The 22,430-nt window shown below is 46.7% G+C and carries 17 protein-coding genes; 7 read left to right on the plus strand and 10 right to left on the minus strand.

Annotated elements, in window-relative coordinates; translation table 11 throughout:
* Positions 1-40 precede the first annotated feature (40 nt).
* Positions 41-541, minus strand: a complete 501-nt coding sequence (locus ACWWD9_RS07115) for a DUF4142 domain-containing protein (RefSeq protein WP_455866577.1) — start codon at positions 539-541, stop codon at positions 41-43.
* 68 nt (positions 542-609) lie between these two features.
* On the opposite strand from ACWWD9_RS07115, the gene ACWWD9_RS07120 reads away from it, so the two are divergent.
* Complete coding sequence (locus tag ACWWD9_RS07120; RefSeq protein WP_455866578.1) at positions 610-1,032, plus strand: hypothetical protein; 423 nt, start codon at positions 610-612, stop codon at positions 1,030-1,032.
* A gap of 37 nt (positions 1,033-1,069) precedes the next feature.
* On the opposite strand, the gene ACWWD9_RS07125 is transcribed toward ACWWD9_RS07120, so the two are convergent.
* Positions 1,070-1,249 carry a hypothetical protein gene (locus ACWWD9_RS07125; RefSeq protein WP_455866579.1) on the minus strand — a complete coding sequence of 60 codons (180 nt, stop codon included), beginning with the start codon at positions 1,247-1,249 and terminating at the stop codon, positions 1,070-1,072.
* Between the two features lie 14 nt (positions 1,250-1,263).
* Between ACWWD9_RS07125 and ACWWD9_RS07130 the strand changes: the two genes are divergently transcribed.
* Positions 1,264-1,848, plus strand: a complete 585-nt coding sequence (locus ACWWD9_RS07130; protein WP_455866580.1) for a TetR/AcrR family transcriptional regulator — start codon at positions 1,264-1,266, stop codon at positions 1,846-1,848.
* Positions 1,849-1,946: 98 nt separating this feature from the next.
* Positions 1,947-2,780 (plus strand): oxidoreductase, encoded by an 834-nt coding sequence (locus ACWWD9_RS07135; protein ID WP_455866581.1) that lies wholly within the window; start codon positions 1,947-1,949, stop codon positions 2,778-2,780.
* A 311-nt stretch (positions 2,781-3,091) separates the two neighbouring features.
* Here ACWWD9_RS07135 and ACWWD9_RS07140 read toward each other — a convergent pair whose 3' ends face one another.
* Positions 3,092-4,000: a hypothetical protein gene (locus ACWWD9_RS07140; protein ID WP_455866582.1), complete on the minus strand. Its 909-nt coding sequence runs from the start codon at positions 3,998-4,000 to the stop codon at positions 3,092-3,094.
* A gap of 487 nt (positions 4,001-4,487) precedes the next feature.
* Here ACWWD9_RS07140 and ACWWD9_RS07145 point away from each other — a divergent pair, with 487 nt between their 5' ends.
* Positions 4,488-5,432, plus strand: coding sequence for a hypothetical protein (locus ACWWD9_RS07145; RefSeq protein WP_455866583.1), 945 nt, complete (start codon positions 4,488-4,490; stop codon positions 5,430-5,432).
* Between the two features lie 146 nt (positions 5,433-5,578).
* On the opposite strand, the gene ACWWD9_RS07150 is transcribed toward ACWWD9_RS07145, so the two are convergent.
* Both ACWWD9_RS07150 and ACWWD9_RS07155 read right to left on the minus strand, forming a co-directional pair.
* Positions 5,579-6,361, minus strand: coding sequence for a DUF4365 domain-containing protein (locus ACWWD9_RS07150; RefSeq protein WP_455866584.1), 783 nt, complete (start codon positions 6,359-6,361; stop codon positions 5,579-5,581).
* A gap of 111 nt (positions 6,362-6,472) precedes the next feature.
* Positions 6,473-9,139, minus strand: a complete 2,667-nt coding sequence (locus tag ACWWD9_RS07155; protein WP_455866585.1) for an AAA family ATPase — start codon at positions 9,137-9,139, stop codon at positions 6,473-6,475.
* Between the two features lie 126 nt (positions 9,140-9,265).
* Here ACWWD9_RS07155 and ACWWD9_RS07160 point away from each other — a divergent pair, with 126 nt between their 5' ends.
* Positions 9,266-15,703 carry a hypothetical protein gene (locus tag ACWWD9_RS07160; protein WP_455866586.1) on the plus strand — a complete coding sequence of 2,146 codons (6,438 nt, stop codon included), beginning with the start codon at positions 9,266-9,268 and terminating at the stop codon, positions 15,701-15,703.
* Positions 15,704-15,750: 47 nt separating this feature from the next.
* Positions 15,751-16,086: a hypothetical protein gene (locus tag ACWWD9_RS07165; protein WP_455866587.1), complete on the plus strand. Its 336-nt coding sequence runs from the start codon at positions 15,751-15,753 to the stop codon at positions 16,084-16,086.
* A 5-nt stretch (positions 16,087-16,091) separates the two neighbouring features.
* Here ACWWD9_RS07165 and ACWWD9_RS07170 read toward each other — a convergent pair whose 3' ends face one another.
* Positions 16,092-16,523 (minus strand): hypothetical protein, encoded by a 432-nt coding sequence (locus tag ACWWD9_RS07170; protein ID WP_455866588.1) that lies wholly within the window; start codon positions 16,521-16,523, stop codon positions 16,092-16,094.
* Between the two features lie 94 nt (positions 16,524-16,617).
* Between ACWWD9_RS07170 and ACWWD9_RS07175 the strand changes: the two genes are divergently transcribed.
* Positions 16,618-16,902 carry a helix-turn-helix domain-containing protein gene (locus tag ACWWD9_RS07175; protein ID WP_455866589.1) on the plus strand — a complete coding sequence of 95 codons (285 nt, stop codon included), beginning with the start codon at positions 16,618-16,620 and terminating at the stop codon, positions 16,900-16,902.
* 14 nt (positions 16,903-16,916) lie between these two features.
* Here ACWWD9_RS07175 and ACWWD9_RS07180 read toward each other — a convergent pair whose 3' ends face one another.
* The 4 genes from ACWWD9_RS07180 to ACWWD9_RS07195 are packed head-to-tail and all read right to left on the minus strand — an operon-like array spanning position 16,917 to position 22,413.
* Positions 16,917-17,381 carry a hypothetical protein gene (locus ACWWD9_RS07180; RefSeq protein ID WP_455866590.1) on the minus strand — a complete coding sequence of 155 codons (465 nt, stop codon included), beginning with the start codon at positions 17,379-17,381 and terminating at the stop codon, positions 16,917-16,919.
* Entirely contained in the window at positions 17,374-19,686 is a 2,313-nt protein-coding gene (locus tag ACWWD9_RS07185) for a hypothetical protein (RefSeq protein ID WP_455866591.1), read from the minus strand. The genes ACWWD9_RS07180 and ACWWD9_RS07185 overlap by 8 nt, the downstream gene beginning before the upstream one ends.
* Positions 19,676-21,190 carry a site-specific integrase gene (locus ACWWD9_RS07190; RefSeq protein WP_455866592.1) on the minus strand — a complete coding sequence of 505 codons (1,515 nt, stop codon included), beginning with the start codon at positions 21,188-21,190 and terminating at the stop codon, positions 19,676-19,678. Before ACWWD9_RS07190 ends, ACWWD9_RS07185 begins: the two co-directional genes overlap by 11 nt.
* Before the next feature lie 2 nt (positions 21,191-21,192).
* Positions 21,193-22,413 (minus strand): tyrosine-type recombinase/integrase, encoded by a 1,221-nt coding sequence (locus tag ACWWD9_RS07195; RefSeq protein ID WP_455866593.1) that lies wholly within the window; start codon positions 22,411-22,413, stop codon positions 21,193-21,195.
* Positions 22,414-22,430: the final 17 nt, after the last annotated feature.

Raw genomic sequence — 22,430 nt, forward strand, 5'->3', positions numbered from 1 at the left:
TAATCAATTGAATAATTAGTAAAGTTAATGTTTTAAATCATTATTGCGGCGGCTCTTTGAGCGATATTTCCAGCCGTTTACCCGCTTCAAGATGCTGCTTCAGCATGGGCAGGTTTTGAGTGGCAAACGCTTTCAGCTCCGGATTTTCCACCTTGGCAGCCGCCCTTTCGAATAACTCGACCTCATCCTGGTGCGCCTCCACGCCAATATCCTCGATGAATGCCAGATCAAACGGTTTGCCATTTTTTGCAGACATCAGATGCAATCGCAGCTTCTCCACCAGGCTGGGCTCTTCCTGCAACTCCAGTTCCAGCTTCAGGGCCATGCGCTTCAGCTTGTCACCGCACTTTTCGTGGTCTTTCAACACACGTTGCGCATATTCCTTTACCGCCGGCGTTTTACTGTGCACGACCGCCAGGCGATTAAACTCCATTTCCATCACGCTGGCTTTGACGGCATTTTTCAGGAACATCTCATCCTGCATGGATAAAGCCGCAGCAAAACAAGGCATTGCGGCCATGCTCAAGACCAGAAGCGCCATAAAGCGCCTGTAACGCATTTTTTTCGCTGGCCTATACACGAGGCTCAACCAGGCTTGAAAATTTGCCCATGAAAATCACAAAATCAGTGCTCCACAGCATTTTTGATCAACGCATCCGCTTCCAGGCAACGCTCGGCACATTGGCGGCATGCAGCAGCGCAATTATGGAAGATCTCGTTATCCGAATGCTCGATGGCATGTTGTTCGCATGCCGCAGCACAGGCATCGCAGATTTCAGCGCACACATGGCAAGTCATGAAAAAATAGGGCGACTTGCGCGACATGAATTTGATCGCCATGAAACAGCTTTCGGCACAATCGCGGCACAAGGCCGTCATGTGCGACATCCCAGGCGTATCCATCTGTATGCATTCCGTCACGCAAAGCTCACACCAGCGCGCGCAGTTAAAGCAATCCTCAGTACAGGTCTTGATGTGCATGTCCACGGGATCATGTTGACCAGACGTGGCTTTACTAAGAATAGAACCTAGCATGATGACCTCCAACGTATGTAATTACCTGAAGGGTTCACGCTAAACCACGCACGGCCGATGCGTTATAAGCCAATACCGCATTGACGGGTAGGACATCGTTGAGATGCTTTGCAGCCCCTGACTTAGCAATGGCATTGGGGGAGGTATTGGCTACATTGCCATTATTTTCAATGCTGAAGATCATAATTTTCTTGCATATTATGATGGTCGTCATATATGATGATCATCATGAAGAAACCAACCACACCACGTAACCCCATCAATCGCAAAGAAACAACGCATAAACGCATTGTAGAAACGGCGGCCCGCGCCATTCGCCGCAGTGGTTATGATGGCACTGGCGTAGCCGATATCATGAAAGAGGCAGGCCTTACGCATGGCGGCTTTTATGCCCATTTTTCCTCTCGCGATGCCATGTTGGCAGAGGCGGCGGATCTGGCAGGCGCCGACACTCTTGCCATCGCAGAAAGCATATTTGCTGAGGCACCTCAGGAGCAGGCGCTGTTTGCCTTGATGAATGCCTATTTATCCAATGAGCATATGGCCAATATTGAATCGGGTTGCGCCTTAGCTGCGCTGGGTTCAGAAATGCCACGTCAGGCGCCGGAAGTGAGAAAAGCATCTACGCGCCGTATCAAGGAAATGATCAGCCTGGTTGAAAGCCGGCTGACAGGCCCCGATGCTCATGAGAAAGCACTGCTCGCCATATCCACCATGGTCGGGACCTTGTTGTTGGCGCGTGCGGTTGATGAGCCTGAGCTGAGCCAGGATTTTCGGCAGGCAGCGTTATCGCACTACAAAGCCATCAAGTAATAGGGTTGTAAAGCAAGCATGTATTTTTTTTGGCCCCTTAATATGACGATCATCATATCAAGGCGTATATATTTAATCGAATGACATAGGAGACAGATATGAAAAAAAGAGTCGCAATCGTAACAGGCGCTTCATCCGGCATTGGTGAAGCGACAGCAGAATTACTCGCAAACTCGGGGTACAAGGTCTATGGCACCAGCCGCAAAGCCGATCAGGTAAGTAATCGACCCTACAAGATGATTGCACTGGATGTGACCAGCGAGGCCTCAGTCGCAGCCGCATTAAAGCAAGTCATTGATATCGAAGGCCAGATTGATCTGTTGGTGAATAACGCAGGCTTCGGCGTAGCCCCGGGCGGCGCGGAAGAAAGCTCCATCGAGCAAACCCAGCGGATATTTGATACCAACTTTTTTGGCCTTGTCCGCATGACGCGAGCCGTTTTGCCTTATATGAGAAAGCAGGGCGCGGGCAGAATTATCAATATCGGCTCTATCCTGGGCCTGATACCCGCACCCTACATGGCCACCTATGCCGCCACCAAGCACGCGGTAGAAGGCTACTCCGAATCCATCGATCATGAGCTGCGCACCCAGGGCATCCGAGTCTCGGTAATAGAGCCTGCCTATACCAACACGCAATTTGAATCCAACACCCAGGAACTAGACTCCAAGCTGCCGGAATACGCGACAGCACGTAAAGCCCTCGCCAAATTGATCAAAATTTCCGTAGCTGCTGGGGATGACCCTGGCGTAGTCGCCGAAGTGGTATTGAAAGCGGCCAGTGCCAAAAACCCCAAGCTTCGATATGCCGCCGGAAAGTTAGCACGGCGCTTGAGCCTGCTGAGAAGATTTGCACCTGCAGCATTAGTGGATATGGGTATTCGCAAAGAAATGAAACTGGACTCACTCGACAGCATCGCCAGTCAGGCATAAAGCAATATGCGGCGCAGCGCCTAGGTGGGCTTGGAAAGAAGAGCCCATTAAGGCGGGCGCCGTTTGACTTTTGGTTTAACCATATTATTACTTAACTGCACATTCTTAGTAATTACGGAATCGCGTTGCGCATCATGAACCACATGCTTATTGCATTACAACGAAAAATGATGAGATTATTCGTTGTCCTTAGCTAATCATGCAGCATGTTGCTCAACCTTATGCAGTTAGGCGCAACAGCTCTTAATGAGATTTATCACATGTAACTCGAACTGTGTTGCGTAACGCAACTGGAGACTTAATTAAACGACTTACTCGACCTCAATATAGGTGTCGGGTATGTAATAGGTGGAAGTAAATCCGTCTGTGGACATTCCCAAGGAATCTATGAGGGTAAATTTTCCTTCATACAGGAAATACGATGGCTTAAGTGATTCACGAACTGCATGAGCGAAATCATTCAATGCAACAACAATATTTGCCAGCATATCTACAGAGCTTTTCTGCCATTTTGTCGATTTTTCTGCATACTCATCGTAATCCTCCCGCCAAATTTTCTTCCAGCTTTTATCTTCGATGAAATGCCCAGTGTCTCCATTTGTACCTTCTACATAGCGAGCTCTGGACATAAAGTGTTGCATATATATGTATAAACGATCGGATAGATTAGTAATTGCATCTCGAACCTCATCGTAACCGCTCGGCCATATAGCCCGATTTGTGAACTCGCAAAAAGCGTTTATTCCATCGACGAACTCTTCCACTAAGATGCATCGAAAAGCGTTATCGCAGACCCAAGTCCAACGGTCTAGGACCAATTCTTCCGTAGCTCGATTTATCATTTCCGAGTAGTAACGGGTGGCCTCTGTTTCTTCGACCGCAGCAAGCTGGGTTTCAACCCATACTTCGTGATCAGCTTTGATTTGGTGCAGCAGCTCGATAGACCAGCTGGTTGGGTCTTGATCAATGACTGTGTGGTGAGTGGCGCAAAGAAGGATAAGATTGGGGTATCGATTACGATTTTCTAGCGTGAGGCTACTTTCCCCTCTGGGACCATTAGATTTCTCCGCAACAATGTGGCAGTTCTCACCAAGCAGAATGGCTTTTGATGGAACCACATCAGAGGCATCGGAGACCAATTGTTCCCGGCACTCTGGCATTGAGCACCTACCGGCTGCTTTTCCCCAAAGAATTTTCAAGTCTTTCTGTTGGAACCCCATGTTACCCCCTAAAAAGTGATCAGTTCGAGTCGCCTAATACTAGCCTACTGCAAAGGCTTATGTTGCTCGGTAACGCCGTTTAATAATGGCTAAGCAAAATCGTGCTAATAAACTCCAGTGTATCGTTGTCTTCAGCGTAGCATTCCTGCATGCAAGACTTCGATTCGGTTGCACTCTTTGCAAGTAGAGTATTGGTATTTCACCCACCAATATTATTTGCTTAGTCTTTATTTTGAATCATAATGCAAATGCCTTGATTCTAAAAAAAATTAACTTCCAACTCAGCAACTACTTCATGATATTTTCAAAAGGGGGGTATCTCTGTGCTTGGTTTTAAGAACCATCTGTCTGGCCTAATAACCCATGCGGCTCAGGATGAGCCAACTTATGCGGAAAAGCTAGAGAATGAATTCATGCCAATTAGCTGGCCGCTTTAAGAACTCAACGGACTTCATTAGATATTCAATAAAATAGTCGAAGCAAAACTATGCATCTTTTTAGACAATTCACGTGGGGGATTCGAAAATATTTTCTACCTACATTTTTAATTCTGATCATTTTTTCTATGACATATGTTGCCTATGACTATTTCATACAGCCTCATAAATTATGGGGTGACAATTGGGCTAGTTGTGGAAATTATGATAAATTTTCTAATCCCCAGAGTAATACTCTTGCATTAGAAATTAAAAATAAGGAACTCGATGCATTCAGTATAACCGGGGAGCTTAGTCTCACTCCAAAAGCATATGAAGCACTAACAAGGAAAAAAGCGATTTTTTTTATTACTCTTGAGCCATTAAGATCTCCAAGTAGTGGGATGTTAATCCCACAGTTTATTGAGCTGGACATTACTAATGTAACATTATCGTGGAATAATAAAAAAATCATAAAAGTAAAGGAGGCGGAGTTCTACCCTTGGGGCACGATGGTTTACTTCCCTTTTGATGAATATAGAATTGGGTTTATACCCAGGCTCAATGTGGCGTCCTCTAAAGATGAAGTTGCTAAAGAGTTTCCTTTGGACGCAGTAGTTTCAAAGATTACTTTAACTAAAGTAATGAGTGTCTCCAAGGCGAAAACTTGGAATGATTATGTACAGAATGATTCTCTTCAAGACAATAAGGGAACCAAATATGAAGAGGATGAATGTGCCGTTATAGCCAAACGCTCGGGTTGGTATAAATGTCTCATAGCTTTATTGTTGCTTTTGTTAGTAACTCCAGCAATCTATTTAATTTATAGACCAGAAGATAATCCCGGGATTGATTTAATAGCGGTGATATTAGGTGTTGCCACGATTCGACAATTTTTCCTAGGCAGTCTTTTGGACTGGCAATTGTCTTGGATTGACATCTTATTTGCGGGAATTACTGTTTTAACAGCCATAATCCCCCTTGTACACATTGTGAAAACGCAACTTAAAAAGTAGTGCACTGAATGTTGAAAAATGCCCCCGAAAGTGGGATGGGAATATGCCGCCGCCATGAAATCGAATGCATATTTTTTCTTCTCCTCCATGGGGTCAACATATGAATGGGATAGATTCCTATCGGCTTCTTTTTTAAATATGCTTCATTACGGGCTCATCGATATTGGGTAGGTAGGGTAGGGCTCACGCAAGAAGCCAGAGATGTCGGCCATATCCGACCAATCAGCTTCCATGCCGTCCATTACACTTTGAAGATCATGCAATGCGTAAAGCAGCTCATTCTTACAGTTACCGATCACGTTAAATCCCACTTTGGTCACTGCAGCAGCAGCCTCGGCTTGGTTCAATAAATTAAATAAATTATGACGGCTTTCCATGACATTAATCAGTTCGAAAGCATCTGGGGAGTCATCTTCAAAGTTTTTTATTTCCTGTAATATTTGTGTAATTCCCACATTTACTTCTCTCAGATATTCTTCGATGTGCAGCATGGCGAGGCGTTCTGATGCCTGAGTCAAAACAGAAGCGCTTTCCTTAGTGAATAATTCTGATGCCAAGTCAAATGTGATTTTGTGTTTACCTCCTTTTGTAACTTCATAATCTCGAGATGCTTCGATCAGATGCAGAAACATCTGCTCATTTTGAAGATTAACAAGCACTAAAAACACAGGAATTTCTAGAGAGAGCCAGTACTTGAGTTGCTTCTTACTGACATAGCGACAATCCATCTCTTCAGCTGACGTAGCTTTAACTTGTAATGCTACAAAACGCCCCGTACTTTCTCTTTCATCGGTGAGTATTTCTACCTGCGCATCGATACCAATGTCAATATCAAATAAGCGACATGGCCAACCAAGTTCGCGGGCAATCTTATAAGCAGCGAAAAACTCTCCAGCATCTCCAATTGCCGTGCTTATAGGGTATTTCATCTATCACTCCAAAGATTTGGATTTATGCTTAAAATAAATGGAAAAATTCCGCGGTGCTTCGCTGACCTGAAAGGACATTCAGAGAGTTGGCGAGGTAGCCGTATACTGCCGTTACCGCCCTAGCCGTAGATCAAGGCGATCGAGCTCTTCTAGTGTTTGTACGACCAACTCAACTAGCTCGCCATCAAAATCATCTCTCTCAGCTTCTTCATGCGTGCCTTTGTTAAGGTAGGTCCATATGAGATTATTGGCCGGAATACCTAGGATACGACCATAGGCTATTAGGAGAGGTGCCTTATTGCCATGGATGAAGGTCTGTGCATCTCTAAGCTTCTTGGCAAGCGCTTCACAGAGATTCCTCAAAGCGGGCTCAGCGCCGACTCCCGCAAGCATGAGATTCAAGACACCTTGATCATGACTTACTAGCCAACGCCACGTCTTCTCAGACAACATTTCCAAAGCTTGACGAGACGCTGCCAAAGCATCTCTGTCGTTCAGGGCTTCCCTTGCGGCTCTGGCTTTAGCAATGTAGTTCGCGCTAGGAATGTTTCCGGTCACTCTAGGCTGATAGTTGCCATCATGATGGCGGAACAAATAAACTTGACACTCGCTACGACGCTGAGCTGGGAGGTGTTGCTGAATATCTTTTATGAATTCATTGCTGTGGCAGGTAACGATTAATTGGGTACGAGCGAAATGGTCACTCTCAAAGATCGTTTCTCGAATACCGCCTCGATGGTCGTGGTCAATAGCATTGATGGCGTCGTCGAAGACAATTACAGGAGACCCAATGCTCTTCGCCTTCGCCATAAGAATCGCTAACCCGAGACAGCGAATGTGACCTTCGCTGAGAATATGAAGCGCATCGACCCTAAGATCTGGGGCGCCCTGGAAACAGATTTCAATTTTTCCGTCCCCTCCCAATGGAAGATGCAATGTGGAAAGTTTGTCCTCATCTCGGTCATTACGATTGAAAGAATTATAGAGATCCTTGGCGGTGTCATTGAGACCCGCTATCAACTGTCTTGGGAGCTGATCCCTGTAGGACCTCAATTCTTCGAGGAATCGGTCATAGGCCGCTTTGAACGGGGCATCCCGAACAATGTCTAGCTTCTCCTGCTCTGCTTGGGCAATAAGCTCAGCATTTGTTTCATCGAATGTTTTGATTCGGTTGTTTGCGGCCTCGACGTTATCTTTTAGCTGCTGGCGCTTGAGATCCTGCGCCTGAACCTTAAGTTGGAATTCAATAAGCCGGCGACGCTCGGCAACGTGCGGCTGACGATCCTGCTGGGCCTGCCTTGAGGCATTGTCTTGCGCAGACATGCGATCTACCACGGCCACAATATCATCCAGCAATAAAGGCACATCTTGAATGGCACGCACTTTGGGATAAATGTCTGACCACCAGCGCCCAGCAGGCTCTCTGGGAAGCTGCAAAATCCATCGGCCAACTGACGTTTCTTCCTCGTGTTGAGTGACGATAAACGCAGCAACAGAATCGAACACCTTACGTAGCTCGCGAGACGCTTGCTCAAGCTTGGTCTGCATGGTCTGTTGCTGATCTTGAAGAATACCGAGTTCTTCAAGCTGCTTTAATCCTTCAGTGGCTTTTTGGTATGGATCAGTCGCTACGGGAGTCTGGCCTTGTAGAGGGGTGTCGCATGCAGGGCAACGATCTCCGACAATCTCCTTTAGCGCGACGACTGACTCATACAGCGCCTTGAAGGAGACTTGGTCGCTTTGGGCTCTTAACGCTGCAATGATGGTGTCGAGCTCCCCTCCGCATTGATATGCTTTTTCAAAAGCATCCAAGAGGCCTTGGCGTGTTACGCCAAGAACACTCGGCAGCACTGTTTCTAAAATCCGATCAAGTTCCTGAAGGCGGCCAGGGGATTCGGCATTACCAATTAACGCTTTGAGCTCATCATAAGTGGTGTCGGCCTTGTATTCTTTCGCTAGAGCCTCTTCCTCTTCCGTCAGTCTCTGCTGAGATGCAGCCTCGCCCTCAACGGTTGTTCGATCCACGGCCAAAGCATTTCGACGCGCTGCTAATGTTTGTTGCCGTTCGCCGAGAAGGACAAGCTGCCCATCAATGCTCTCATTGAAATGACTTACAAACTCATTGAACTGATCCATGCCGAAGAGGGTGGCGATTAGTTCAGCACGCTCAGCGTTGGGGCGGGCGGCAATTCTGGAAAAAGCGTCGATCCGATTCTTTTCTACGAAACAAAAGCGATAGGTGTCGGGGTTGGCAATGACGTCGACTTCCCGACCTTGCTGATCCGTTGCTTTCAGTATTGGTGCATCAAATCGTCTGGCGTGGACATTGGCAAGATAAGTCCGGGCTACAATTCGCTTGTTTCCCGCCTCTTCGACGTCACCCAAAAGGGCATACTCCAATCCTTCGCACAAGCTTGTCTTGCCACTGCCGTTTGGGCCATAGAAAAGGATGATCTGCTTCCGGAGGTCAAATGATTCAGGTTCCCGAAAGCCCCGAAACGGACCTAGTGTGAGATGGCAAAGTCTAGTCCATGGCCATGCGCCTGCCTCAGCCTCAGCAGCTGCTTCTGGCGCAGCGTCAACAGTGTGCGCAAGGTCTCGACGAATCAGTCCCGAGAGGTAAGCGGATCGCTGGTTGCGCTGACGTGATGTTCCAGCAAGCTCATCGAAATTGAGTAGCGCTAAGTTGGCGAGACGTCGAACATCCTCCGGTACTTGCTTGCCAGGCTGATAAAGCCATCTCACAAAACGCTCGAAATCCTGCCTGGCAGATGCCATCCCAACCATCCTTGTTGTTAACTGCTTAGCCTTAGTCTAACGTAACGTTGCTGCCTGAGCGATCAGCTCAAATATAATTGGTGTAATTAAAAGATTAACTGCTGTTAAAAAAGGATAATAACAATAATGTCGAATATCGGTGCAGAAATCGATACAGTCCGCGCATCTCGAGCAGGCCACACCTTTCATGAGCGGTGGGCAGCCAGGCGAGCACTGCAATTAGTCTTTCCCAATGACAATCTATTTGCGATTGCCGTAGAGGGAATTTCATCGACCGAAACAGCGAGCCTCGGAGCCGCGGCTGAAGAGGTGGCTGACCTTGTCCTTTATTATGGCCTCGGAGAGAGTTTTCAGAACTGCGAGCGGCTCGAAACCGTTCAATTTAAATACAAGCTTCGTGCAGAGACTGTTACAGCGTCTTATCTGAAAAAGACAATCGAGAAGTTCTCAGACACGATTCTCGGCTATGAGAGGGAGTATTCGGAAGCTGATGTCGACAAAAAGCTCTCGTTCATCTTTGTCACGAACACTCAATTCACAGAAAGCCTATGGGACGCGATCAAGTCCCTCATCGAGGGAACGATACCTTCAGATCCTGGCGCAGCCACTCAGGCTCGTAACCTCAAAAAGTGGTGCTCCAAGCGGGGTCTATCCAACGCAAGCCGTCTCTTCTCGAGGATAGTTTTTCGAGCCGGAGAGAAGAGTCTTTCGGGTCTAGACAATGCGCTCAGGCGAACACTTACCGACTGGTCGGCGGGCACCGATTCAGAGGCCAAGCTCCGGCTTTATGGACTGCAGGACCTCGTCCTGAAGAAGGCCGGCCCCAGCGGTCAGGGCAAAAACCTAATCCACCGCGAGGATGTCTTAGATGCACTTGATTGCGAGCCAGAAGATCTTTTTCCAGCTGATACCCGCTTCATCGATGTGGGTGCCGTTGTTGAGCGAACTGAACTTTCGACGGTCGTTGATCTTATCAAGGAGTTAGATCTACCCCTTTTCGTTCATGCAGAAGGTGGGGTGGGCAAAACCGTATTTGTCCAAAGCCTTGCCACGAGAATGGCGAACGAATTTGAGGTAGTAGTTTTTGACTGCTTCGGAGGTGGCTCCTATCGTTCGGAGAATCATTCCCGTCACCTGCCTAAAATCGGGCTAGTGCAGATTATCAACGAACTGGCTTCGCGGACATTATGTGATCCAATGCTGCCAGGTAGCGATGACAGTCGCAAGATCATTAAAGCAGCATGCAAACGGCTTGCTCAAGCAGCGACGGCGATCCGTACCCAATCGAGCAAGCTGGGCTTGCTAGTCATTGTTGATGCTGCTGATAATGCCCAGCTCGAAGCTGACTATCGGCATGAGGATGCATTTCCGAAGCTACTTCTTTCGGCCATTAACGAAGATCCGATTGATGGAGTGAAGTTACTGTTTACCGCACGTACGCATCGCAAAGGTGAGGTCATCGGCAGCACTAAAGTAGAAGAGGTTGAGTTAGGGCCATTCACTGATCCGGAGGCCCGCGAATTTCTGAAAAATCGAAAACCAGATGCTTCGGGGACGGAAATCACTACCGGCCTGACTCGATCCGGGCGAAACGCGCGTGTTCTCGACTACCTCGTTCAGACCTGGGACACGAATGTTCTCGGCACAATTTCAGCTGCTCCAATCACAGTTCCCGAAATCATCGCCCAACGTTGCAATAAGATTGTTGCAGATCTTCACATTGCTGGATGGGCGGATTCAGATGTGACCGAATTTTTCGTCGCTTTGTCACTCCTTCCTCCACCGATCCCACTCGGAGAACTGGCTAACGCCCTAGGGTGGTCCGAGTCTCAGGTGAATACTGCCGCAACTGATTTGGCTCCAATGCTCGAAATCACATCGCATGGTGCAATATTCAGAGATGAACCTACGGAAACTTATGTCAGGGAGACATATTCCGAACAACCAGAGGCTCAGAAGACAATTGCTGACCGCCTTCTGCGTGCACAGGCGACATCGGCTTATGCCTCTGAAGCTTTGCCGCATTTTCTAGTCGTCATTAATGATAGCGATCGGGCATTTGCGCTAGCAGATTCAGATACCTTTCCGACAACGGTGCAGTCAGAGTTTGGTCGCCGTAGGCTAAAGCTCGCACGACTTCGTGCAGCTTTTCGATTGGCCGTAACAGATATTGACTTCGACCGGGTGCTTGGCCTCAGCATGCGACTGGCCCAAGTAACAACGGCCAATATGCGAGGTGACGAGTTCATTCGTAGCTCGCCAGCTCTTGCAATTGTACTTGGTGATGCTGACTCCTATCGCCGTCTTTTCGCGGATCGTTCGGGATGGCGCGGGGCTAGGAATGCACGACTGACAATCGCGCATCAATTTGCATTGAACTCTGAAGAAGCGCAAATCCACTGCGAGAGCACCATTCGATGGATCAACTGGCAAATCACTCAGCCGAGTGACGAGATGAAACACGACCGGGCTGGTCCAGAAATTGACGATTTTGCGGCCATACTATTCCAACATGTTACCAGAGGCGAATTCGACATTGTTGATCGCAACCTCGCTCGCTGGAATGATCAATTCTCACTATCCGCCAGTGACAAACTTTTGCAGCTATTAGAATTGTTCGACACAACAAACGGTACAACGATACTGGAAGATTTCGTGTCTTTTTCCGAAAGCGAACAATGTTCAGCGAAGGCACTTAAGCTGCGGCTTCTCACTCGACCTCGCTATTTGAGTAAAAAACAGGCGAAGGTGCTCGCGAAGTCAATTAGAACACTTGCCCAGTCCTATGATGCAGATGACGAGAAGGGCAGTTACTCAACTGATCTCGAACAGGGAATCAGCGGCGACATAGCGCAGGCAGCCTTGACAACGCTTTTTAATAGCTCACGCGCTGCAGCCGCAGCAGTCATTGATTATGGGCCACGTATCCGTCCATCGGCCTATAACTACGGCGAACGTTACGGTAATTCGAGTGCTTGGGCTCCAATCTTCCATACATGTGTTCGAGCCTGGTCCGCTGGGCGATCTGTCACTTACCATGACCTGCTTCCTAGAGAAGTAAAAGTTACTAGAAAGGCAAAGACTGTTTCTACTCAGGCAGAGTTAGTAGCATTTCTTAAGGAGCTTCGTGAGCCCGCTCCCCTCGGCCCTGCTAAAAAAGGCAGCAAGAAGCAAGTTCGGGCAAGATTTAGTGAAAGAGACCGTGAGGAAATCGGCAAAGGAATTGAACTGACTCTCGAGTTGATGCGGCCGATCGAATGCTCTGTTCTGTCGGGCATAGGCATTGCAAATGAAAGCGTTAGCGACTTCTTAAATGTATGGAGCAAGTATTTGCGAGAAAGCATGCACTGGAGGGAGGAGCGTGCATGTGATTTACTTGTCCGCACTATTGGGGTTGGCTGTGTTCGCATCTTGCTGACCCATGCGCCCTTAATATCGGTCGACCAAGCCAAGACTTTGATCAGTCTGATTTCTTCAAATCAGTTCTCCGTCCAGCAAAAAATCTATGTGTTAGGTCAGCTTGCTCAAAGGCCACTTCTTCATGCCCTTGCGGGTGAATTTGCGCAGGAGATCGCCAAACAAATCCACTTGGATGACAACATTGGGTCGCGCGGCGAGTATTACATGGAGCTCGCCGCTGCCCTTGTGGCCATGAGCATCGACGAAGCTCGTGAATATTACAGGCAAGGCCTGGCCCAGTTAGACCAGATGGGAGGGGAAAGCTATGAGCAGATTTACTCTCTGCTTCATTTTGCGAGTGTTCAGCAGGGCGGCTTACTAAAGCCTTCATTGTCCCAGAGATTAATGAATCTTTGCCAGACCATTGTGCAGAATGAGCCAAGTAAGTTCGGATGGACGCTATTTGCACGGGCCGCAGCCAAGTCTATCGGCCTGCCTGCGATTGCTAAGCTTGTGCGTTGGTACGACCAAGACGTAGCGAGCTTGTCTTATGGATTACCTCAGCTTGCTTGCTTTCTGGCTAAGAATGGAAATCTCGATCCGCGCCGTGCTGCTTTTTTCCTTATGATCTGTGAAGATCAGGGGTGGTGGGACTGGGGTATCGGAGAAGGGCTTGCGGACCTGCTGGAATTGTCTGAGCCTGCTGATCAGCGACGAATATTTGTTGCAATCGTTAAAAAATTGCGCGAAGAGCACTCGCTCGATGCTTGGCCGTCGCTTTGGGATGGCTTGCTAAAAGCAATTAATCAGTATTCAATGGTGGTTACCACCGAAGAGCGAGAGTCGATCGAACGGCTCAAGGCTGAAGCCCAGCGCAAGCAGGATGATAATAATCGCATTAACTCGTCGTCGGACTTTCTAACCAGTCAATCTCCAAAGACAAGCAAGGAAGAGATCGACAGCCTCATTACGTCATTGGTTTCGAATTGCGATCACTCATCGTCATATGCTATCAATAATGCACTGCAGGCGATCGATGCAAATGATAATTTTCCTTACGATACTCGACAGCGCTTCATCATTGAGTTGCGTGCCGCATGCCCCTATCCTAAACGATTACCTTTTTTGTTCGCGATCTGCGAATCGTCCGAACTATACCTAAAGCAGTCACTAGAAATACTAACTGAGTGTTGTGCGGAATGGAGCGGTTCATCCACGCATCTTGTTTCTAATGCAAAAATGCTTGTTGAGAGGTTGTTCGAGTGCAAGAGCGCTGAACTTTTCGAGGGTAATTTCTCTAATATTTCACGCGACATTCGCAAGTTATCAGACTTCTGTCGTGACAAGTGTTTTGTGTTGGAGCTCGTCCTTAGGAAAGTCGCCGCAGATGAGGTCGAGCTCGACGGCGATGAGTGGCTGCAACTAGCTACCTCATTATGTGAGGTAGCATCGGGTCAAACCAGTCTCGACGCGCTGGAATCGCTACTATCTGGACCAGCAACTCGCATTGCCGATGAAATTGGGGAAGGCCCATTCCGCCTTGAGCAAACAGTCAGGGATGAATCAGAGCTCTTCGCTGACGTCATTTGGCACCTTCTAGGTGAGGAGGATTCCTATATTCGTTGGACGGTTGCGAAGGGGCTGAGCACACTAGTCGAGTTGGAGCTTGGCGATACCCTCAACCTACTTATTGACCGCTTCGATCAAAGAGAAGTACCAATCCTAGCATCTGCCGATCACAAGCTTTCGTTCCAAAACTCCCAACAGTGGTTACTAATGGGGTTGGCACGAACTGCTTTGCACCATGGACAACTTATCAGACCACTTTGGTCCGAGTTACTGGATCTTGCCCATCGGGCCGACCTGCACGTTATAAACAAGGTTCATATAGCCAGGTGTCTTGGACACATTGGTAGCAGCAAAGAGGACAACACAGACTTGGAGGCGTTACTTAATGAAATAAATCAGCCGCCTTGTGGTTTTGTAATAAGTGATATTTACCCCCGTACTGCGAGATCGACATCAGGCTTTGGGTTTGATTATGAGTTTACGAAAAATGAGGTTAGTAGGTTGGCTCATCTCTTCAATGTCACACAAACAATGATCGAGGATGTCATTGCTGCTGAGATAACGCTCCGATGGCCAGAGGCTACGTCGATGGATTATTTTTCAGGGGTCGAGCGGTATCGCTGGAATCACAGTGATCGATACGAGCTCTACCGAGAGCATATACAAAAACACGCGTTACTTAATGCTGCTACTACCCTTTCAAAGTTATTGCCTGTGGCTGTTGGTAGTTATGAGTCTGAGAATAGCTCACCATGGATGGAATGGCGCGATCGTTACGACGTCACATTCGATGACGGATCTTGGCTGGCGGATTGGAAGGACCCTGTTCCTCAGCAGGCAAAAGAAGTTCTGCTAGGCGAAAGGTTAGGGCATCAAGAAATTCTGCAGAATCAGCAAATAGTACTACAGAAATTAGGATTCGTGGATGTAGCTTCCGACTCTCTGCTTCCTCTATATGGGCGTTGGTCATCGCCAGATGGCGTGACAGTAAGCATTACATCAGCACTAACGGAGCGAAAGGGTGCTATCGGCCGGTGCATTAAATTAGCCAAGCAACACAGTCATGATTTGTGGTTGCCGGAGTTCTGGGATGAGGGGTATTACGAGCCTCGCGATTATCAGAAAAATCCTTTCTCGCCATTAGTTTGGGCGCCCGAAATCCACAGGCTTGGTATTGACGAAGGTGACGAAAACGCGGCGGTAGGAGCAGCCGGGCGACCTCGTCTTGGAATTGACCTCACAACTCAACTGGGATTGATAAATGAGCCATCTCGAAGTGAGTGGCGTACAGCCAATGGAAATCTCGCGTTGAAGAGCCAAGTTTGGGGCAATTGGAAGCCCGATCCCAATGACAGTCGCTCTCGCCATCATGATGATGGTGAAATTTTGCTGGCTTCCCCGGATTGGCTTACTAGGACATTGTCCGTCCTCAACCGACGCCTTGTTTATAAGATAAAGTTATGGAAGTCCCGATCATATCGAGACTACGATCCTGCAAGCGGAGTTAAGATTGTTTTTGTGGGACTAAGACTGGATGAGTCGATAATGAGGTTTTGGCAGGCAAAGAGAGCCTCCAAGCAAGAAAGTAGCCTCTGACTTCAGTAATTAAGATATATCAAAATGTAAAAGGCGGACTTGAAATTATGATCGTTCTTCTATCTCCTGCCGATAAAGTAGATGTGACCCCAGAGGCTAAACTTGAAAGCTGGGCAATCCAAGAGATTCAATCCTTGAAAGGGATTACCTATCATTTCATCGGTTTTATCGATGGGCGAGGAAGAATATCCACACCAATTGCCGAATGGCATTCTGAATCGAAGATAGGCCGTACAGCTAGCGGTAGGCTATATGAGCTTGTGGGGCCACCTGGAGACATGTTTCAGTTTGAAATGAGAGCACTTTGTGGGGCTTGTTCGGTTAGATATAGAGCAGTATCAATACAAGATGTAACAAAGGATTTTGTTGGGTCGCGGCATTGACGTACTCAGAATTCCAACAATATTTCAATTTCCTTTAATTTTTCTGCTAAGCCCAAGGGAGGGTCATAAATCATTCCCCCCTCGCCATAGATCTCGAAGATCATCGTCCACGATTCACTTTGGTGCCGTTTCCTGCGGCCTCGCATGATTCTTTTCAAACGATACATTCTCCAGCAGTCGTCGTTATTCAAGTTTTTAGGCGTCGAAACATGGACTGCCGTTAGCTTTACTTCCGGATTATTAGCCAAGTGCTGCAGTTGAGCTACAGAGCTTAGGATAAACATTGAGTGAGACTCGAAGTCCTCAGCAAGATGTGCAGTCTCAGCATAGAACCATGGAATATGGAGCTGCACATGGATGTAGCTCCAAAGCTTTTCGCCATTAGGTGCAAGCTCTTTTGGTAAAGGAATCTCGCTGTGACTTACAGTCTCAAACATGTCTAAGGAGTATGCAATATCAAATGAATACTATAGATTGTAGTCCTATAGTATTCAAATTGGCTAGATATGACTTCTTTATAAAGGAAGTCATATGGAAATTAAGCGAGCATTCGGAAAAGCGCTACAAACAATAAGAAGGAAAAGGGGATTAACGCAAGAAGACTTCTCCGATATCTCAAGCAGAACCTATCTAAGTATTCTGGAGCGGGGGCTTAAATCACCGACGATTGAAAAAGTAGATGACTTGGCCAAGACGCTGAACGTCCATCCCCTCACGCTCTTACTCCAGGCATATGCAAATGTCGAGGAAGTACGAGATATAGAAAAGCTGATTGAAATAATTAGAATCGAAACTGAAGCGATAAGAAGTGCGTAATAAGCTCAAGTTGATCAATCATCTGAATTATTAGAATTAGAGGAGGGAATGGCCTTCATCGAGAGCAAAGCATCTTGGATCGATTGATAGGTCTCGAAAAATTTGGCCCATTTGGCATATCCTCCCAACTCTCCGACAACGCGAATCATGGCTATATGAGAGGCGGTCAATAACTCAACCTGACGTTGCAATTCGGCTATCTTCAGTTCTCGAATCGCTAGAGCTTGGGCGACATTTTCTTTTGACGTCTTACCTGCGCGAGTTTGCCACTTTCTAAACTCTTTTTGCCTTTCCTGGAATACTTTTAGCAAAGCCACTCTATGGGGATTGCGGGTAATTGACGAAGCGGCCTTTAAACACTCAAGTTTATTGACCACTCCTCTTGCAGTGATGTTTTCATCGTTCTCCAGCATCTCCTGCAGCACTCTCTCCATTTCCCCATTAATAGATAGAGGTTGGTCAACTGGCTGGTTAGTCATCGAGTACTGTCCTAGAGCCCCCTTGCCGCCTAGATAAATCCAAGCCTTCTGGGAAGACTTGAGCACCAGTAGGGGTCTTCAACAATTTACGTATGCTCTCTAATCTGATCGTGGCATGTTGAATTTGATTCGACCTGCCTATGGTATTTACAGGCCTAGCCTGGGCTTCAGTCAAAGCAATTTCAAATCTACGCTCAAGCTCGAGGAGATTGCTCAAATTTTCAGGGAGGTTTGTTGCGGTGAGGTGTCGGCATCCCGCAAAGCATTCTAAATGTTTGGGGCAAGGGTCAACAGTGAAACTATTGATGCAATGCCCATAAGGTGTTGAATGGAACCCATCAGCTTCGACCTTCAAATATTCGAAAGCAGCTTCTTCACCATCTTCTCGCTGAATTTTTCGGAAGTGTTGAACGATAGGACCATTAGCACGTCCAGACTTTATTAATCGAGCTACGGTTGAGGCTTTTTCTCCCAGCGAGATCTCTACCTCCGGCTGAAGATGTATCTGGTCCAACTCTTCGGCAAGGGATCTATGGTCATATTCATAGCTCTGTGTAACACTCTTTCGATTGAACTGTTTGGTTATTGCTGAATCTGCTAGACCAAGCCGGAAGAGCTCAGAGTTTTGTAGATGCCTCAAGGAGTGTGGATTAAGTTTCAACTGCCGGTCGTTATCATTAAGCCCATAGTTCTCAAATAAAGTTGATATGGAAACATGTGAAGCGGAAAGTGAATGTTGCAACATGGATGCATCGAATCTACCTACTGAATAGTAGCGCTTCACATCACACATTCCATCGTTACGGCCTTCAGCAAGCGCGCGCTTAGGCATTAAGAACATTAAATCCCATGCGGGAAGAACACCATCGGCTAATCTTAGAGAACTGGTATCAGACAATTTTGTTGATAATTTACTTTCCAAATATGCTTCAACTTCATCAACCCTAAGGAACACATGGCCCCAGTCATATCTAGGATCGCTCCACACGGTTCCATTTGCCCGCCTGAAAGTAACTCCTCCTTTCAGGCGATTGAAGTACATATAAAAAGCCTGGTTAAATTGAACGCTGCCGGAAATATGAAATTGCGACTCACGCATTTCATCAAACACACTCGAGTCAAAAGACTTGCGGTAGCGGGAAGAATAGATTTGTAATTGCTCAGCTGACAAATTTGCAAGCACAGGGTTGCCGGTAAGATAGGGATATAGCTCAACTGCAGATATAAGCTCTTCTTTATGGAACCATGGCAATATTCGCTTTTCCTCAACCTGACGACGTAAGGTATTCCTTAGAGGTCGCGTGGCACTTACTACTTGATCGAGCGTTTCAGTCAAGATCTCCTTAAACATTGGCGGTATGTACTGCGCTGTTTCAAAAAGAACAATGCTGTCCGAATTAGGGCTTTGCTGTTTTTCTGCAAAATGACGGAGCATTAAGGCTTGAGAATACCCTCCAAACTCTCCAGCTGGGCGGCCAGATGCATCGTAATAATCACGAAATCTTTTCCAATCTGCTGGCAAAAGACAAACCTCGCCAGCACGAAGGCCACAAAGAAGTAATACTTTAATTTGAGCAAATCGCAACATGTCCAAAAAGCTTTTGGGTTGCTCTGTGAAGACAATTCGAACCAGCTCCCAAAATGCTCTCTTTTCAGGAAGCTTCTCTGCGCTTTTCCTTTCAGTTAAATCCTTGCGAAGCTCTTCTGTAGACTTAGTAAACTTTGCCCGCTTATTTCTATTATTGTTACGAGGCAATTCCAAAGCAGGGTAGATCGGTCCACAGTTAGCAATATGGTTAGTATCGATCACATTTTTAACTACCCCAAGAATGGTGTCTGCTAGCTGGCCTGAAGGTTGGAACGCTTTAGCTACATCGTAGGCCACAAGAATATCTTCAGCTAATAACTCCCATGGTTCCCGAGAGATACAGGTAGCAATCACCCGAAGTGGCCTGGCAATACTATTGATCACATGAGCTGTGGTATTACGATGAGAAAATAACTGCTCCAGAATTGCGCTCTTTATAAGGTCTTGCCATGAACTGGTAAGCGGCGCTTTTTCTAAAGCCGGCAGTTCGAGATTGGCTCGTCTTGAATTCAACTCTTGCAGAGTATTAACATCACTTCCAAAATCTCTAATCCAATGCACCGGGGGAGGGGAGTCCTCAGCCATAGCTGTTAAATTCCAGGCACACTCTTTGGCTACGGTCCCATCGGAGTTGAGTGGTAAATCCCATGGGACTGCATGATTACTTGCCAAGGTACGACCAAAGGCAATGAATGCTTTGTAATGTTCATTCGCCATGGCCGCTCTCAATTTCGGTGATTATTGACTGAACATTTGCAATGGTTTTTTGCAACTGAAGAAAAGCTGGGGAATTAGAATCCCCGCGGCTCGACTCCGCAAAGAAAGACACAACCCCTCTAAATTCTTTCAAAACTGTCTTATGCACCGCACTATCTTGTAAAGGCATAAACTTCTTGCATCCGTAACAAGCCATGACTGGGTTAAATGCACAAGCAGGTTGGCCGCTTGTGCATCCACCTATGCCTGATATAGCTACCCCATGTGGCGCCCCCCCGATTTGTTGGTCATCTTTAAGCGCAGCAAGCTCCTCAAAACTTATAAAACGCTCACGCCCAATTTTTGCGACTTGTTGATAAATCTTCGAAACGCCGAGAGCATGATTAAGGAGTTCAGCCTGATTCGGGGAAGTCTGGAAATAGACCAAGGCTGTATCTAGATCACTGTGCCCTAGGAATTCAGCAAGCTCTTCTTGACTTGCTCCCGCATCTGCCAAGCGTTGCGCAGCAGTATGGCGAAGTTCAGTTGCACTTCTGCTTTCAGGTAAGAGTTCGCCAGTAAGCTTGGTAATGATCCTTGCAGTTTGGCCAGCGCTTTCTACCTGAAAAAATCTTTTTGAACCATCCAATCCTTGGTTTTTTGCTCTCCTGTATAGCTCAGCGAAAAGACCAGCCCATTCGTTTTTCACTCTTCGTGATAAATAAAAAGTAGTCTTTTTTATACGCTGTTTAATCATCCGGAAATTCAAGTGAACCGTGGGAGGCTTATCGGTATCGTCTTTCCAAATACGTATATCCTCCATACGCAGCATTGCAATTTGCAAAGGCCTTAAACCAAATTGAAAAGAGCTGATCAGGATAGTTACATCCCTTAGTTTCTGGTCAGAAAGTGAATCGGTATTTTCATGAATCAGATGAGCAAGCTCATCAAAATATGCGATCAAAACGGCTTCCTCATCTAAACCAAGAAAAACATCACCTGTTCTTACACTCGCATATTTATCTTGTGCACGGATGGGAAGGTTAGAAAGGGATGCTAAATAATCAGCTGACCAATGGGATAAATTAGACCAACATAAAAAATGAAGAATACTCTTCAGGGCACTTAGCTGAAGTGTTGTGTATTCTTTTGCTAACAATATTTGCCAATACTGACGCAATGCGGTTGGAGGAGTTTCCGTCAGGAGCCATAGCTCCTCAGAAGGAATGCGTTGTAGGCTTGAAAAGCGAATAGTGGCTGTTGCAGGGGCCAACGTCTGCAAGAGAAAAGATGCCCAGAACTTTAATAGAGGGATCAATCCTGGATCATGCAAATTAAAATTGAGCGAGACCTTTGAGCCTCCCACTGAAATATCCCATAAATCCGAATTTTTTGGATCCGTAATGGAACGATAGCAATCGTTGAAGTCATCGTAATACCTGATCACCGACGGAAGGTCAGGCAAATTGAAACGGAGCTTTTTGCCTGTAAAAGGAAGCAACCCTTGCTGTGACCAAGACCTCATTTTTAGCTCCTTGGTATAGCTCTTAATAGTGCAATTCGATCATCAAAAACGTTGTTCCATACACTGGCGAGTCGATCCTCAAAGACTGCTTTCGCATACTTTCGAGGCATATCTGATGATCTAGACCATCCGAAAAATGAACGCATCTTTTGTAGCGCCACATCCATAGAGTCGCCTAATTGGAGTAGCTGGTTTAGCCGAATAACTGCACAGGTATGCCGAAGGTCGTGGGCAGTAATTGATGTTTTGCCCGTTCTAAGTTCCAAATCACGCAGAGCATTCACTGGCAGAAATTGTGAGATTTTTTTAAAGAGGAGAGTAATCGACTCAGTGGATAGGGGAGTGTTGTGTTGAGAATTAATCAAAAAAGGATGCTCTGGTTTCCCCCGATAATTCTCGATGTACTCCTGAAGTATGTTGGCCGTTAACTCACTGACCGGTATTTGACGTATTGAATCTACAGTTTTGATGCTTGGTTTGTTATAGCGTGTGTCGTGAATTTCGTCGGCATAAGGATTTTTTTGTACAGAAAGCCAATAACGAGTAGAGCCGAAATCTTTGTCATACCCACCCTTTACCACATCAATAGGAAGTGAAAGCAATTCTCCTCGACGCAGCCCCTGATGAAGCAGCACAATAAATATTACAAAGACTTGCCATTTCGTCCGGTCGTTTCTAAAGGGATTGGTGGAGGATGCAGGATCCAGCATCAAATAAAGAGCTTCTACTACACTTGCCGGGAGCGACCTTATTGGATCTGGCCTAATTTGCCTTTTAATTCTTAGTTGTTGGTAAAGTAAATTCAGCCGATTCAGTCTTGTCTCTAACTCACGAAGTTCATCGAGTGAGCTATTGCTCTTGCTGAGCCTCAATAAAGTTACCCTGAGAAACTCAAAAGCGGTATGCCACTTAGCCTGATCACTACCATTAACTAAAGGCTGGTTTTGGATGGATATAAAGTAGGCCTCTAGTATTTCTCCAATGAATGAGAGATCCACCTCAGCAATAGCTGCATCCAATAAACCACATCCCTTGAGCGAATCAGCGAAGCTGTACAGAGCCTCGATATACCGCATATGTTTTTCTCGCGTGGTGTTAGCCAGATCAACTGGACTAAATACAGACCAGATAGTTGCCCAATATCTAGGGAGCCCCATCGGATCGACTAGTATCGGACCATGAACCTGTAAGGGTATATCTGGATGATCGAGACGCTTAAGCAATTGTCTCTCCGGAGAAT

Source organism: Methylovorus sp. SPW-M1, assembly GCF_053848825.1.

Excerpts from the sequence above, each read along its gene's own strand:
- ACWWD9_RS07115 (WP_455866577.1), bottom strand. The coding sequence starts at position 541 with ATGGCGCTTCTGGTCTTGAGCATGGCCGCAATGCCTTGTTTTGCTGCG.
- ACWWD9_RS07120 (WP_455866578.1), top strand. The coding sequence starts at position 610 with ATGAAAATCACAAAATCAGTGCTCCACAGCATTTTTGATCAACGCATC.
- ACWWD9_RS07125 (WP_455866579.1), bottom strand. The coding sequence starts at position 1,249 with ATGACGACCATCATAATATGCAAGAAAATTATGATCTTCAGCATTGAA.
- ACWWD9_RS07130 (WP_455866580.1), top strand. The coding sequence starts at position 1,264 with ATGAAGAAACCAACCACACCACGTAACCCCATCAATCGCAAAGAAACA.
- ACWWD9_RS07135 (WP_455866581.1), top strand. The coding sequence starts at position 1,947 with ATGAAAAAAAGAGTCGCAATCGTAACAGGCGCTTCATCCGGCATTGGT.
- ACWWD9_RS07140 (WP_455866582.1), bottom strand. The coding sequence starts at position 4,000 with ATGGGGTTCCAACAGAAAGACTTGAAAATTCTTTGGGGAAAAGCAGCC.
- ACWWD9_RS07145 (WP_455866583.1), top strand. The coding sequence starts at position 4,488 with ATGCATCTTTTTAGACAATTCACGTGGGGGATTCGAAAATATTTTCTA.
- ACWWD9_RS07150 (WP_455866584.1), bottom strand. The coding sequence starts at position 6,361 with ATGAAATACCCTATAAGCACGGCAATTGGAGATGCTGGAGAGTTTTTC.
- ACWWD9_RS07155 (WP_455866585.1), bottom strand. The coding sequence starts at position 9,139 with ATGGCATCTGCCAGGCAGGATTTCGAGCGTTTTGTGAGATGGCTTTAT.
- ACWWD9_RS07160 (WP_455866586.1), top strand. The coding sequence starts at position 9,266 with ATGTCGAATATCGGTGCAGAAATCGATACAGTCCGCGCATCTCGAGCA.
- ACWWD9_RS07165 (WP_455866587.1), top strand. The coding sequence starts at position 15,751 with ATGATCGTTCTTCTATCTCCTGCCGATAAAGTAGATGTGACCCCAGAG.
- ACWWD9_RS07170 (WP_455866588.1), bottom strand. The coding sequence starts at position 16,523 with ATGTTTGAGACTGTAAGTCACAGCGAGATTCCTTTACCAAAAGAGCTT.
- ACWWD9_RS07175 (WP_455866589.1), top strand. The coding sequence starts at position 16,618 with ATGGAAATTAAGCGAGCATTCGGAAAAGCGCTACAAACAATAAGAAGG.
- ACWWD9_RS07180 (WP_455866590.1), bottom strand. The coding sequence starts at position 17,381 with ATGACTAACCAGCCAGTTGACCAACCTCTATCTATTAATGGGGAAATG.
- ACWWD9_RS07185 (WP_455866591.1), bottom strand. The coding sequence starts at position 19,686 with ATGGCGAATGAACATTACAAAGCATTCATTGCCTTTGGTCGTACCTTG.
- ACWWD9_RS07190 (WP_455866592.1), bottom strand. The coding sequence starts at position 21,190 with ATGAGGTCTTGGTCACAGCAAGGGTTGCTTCCTTTTACAGGCAAAAAG.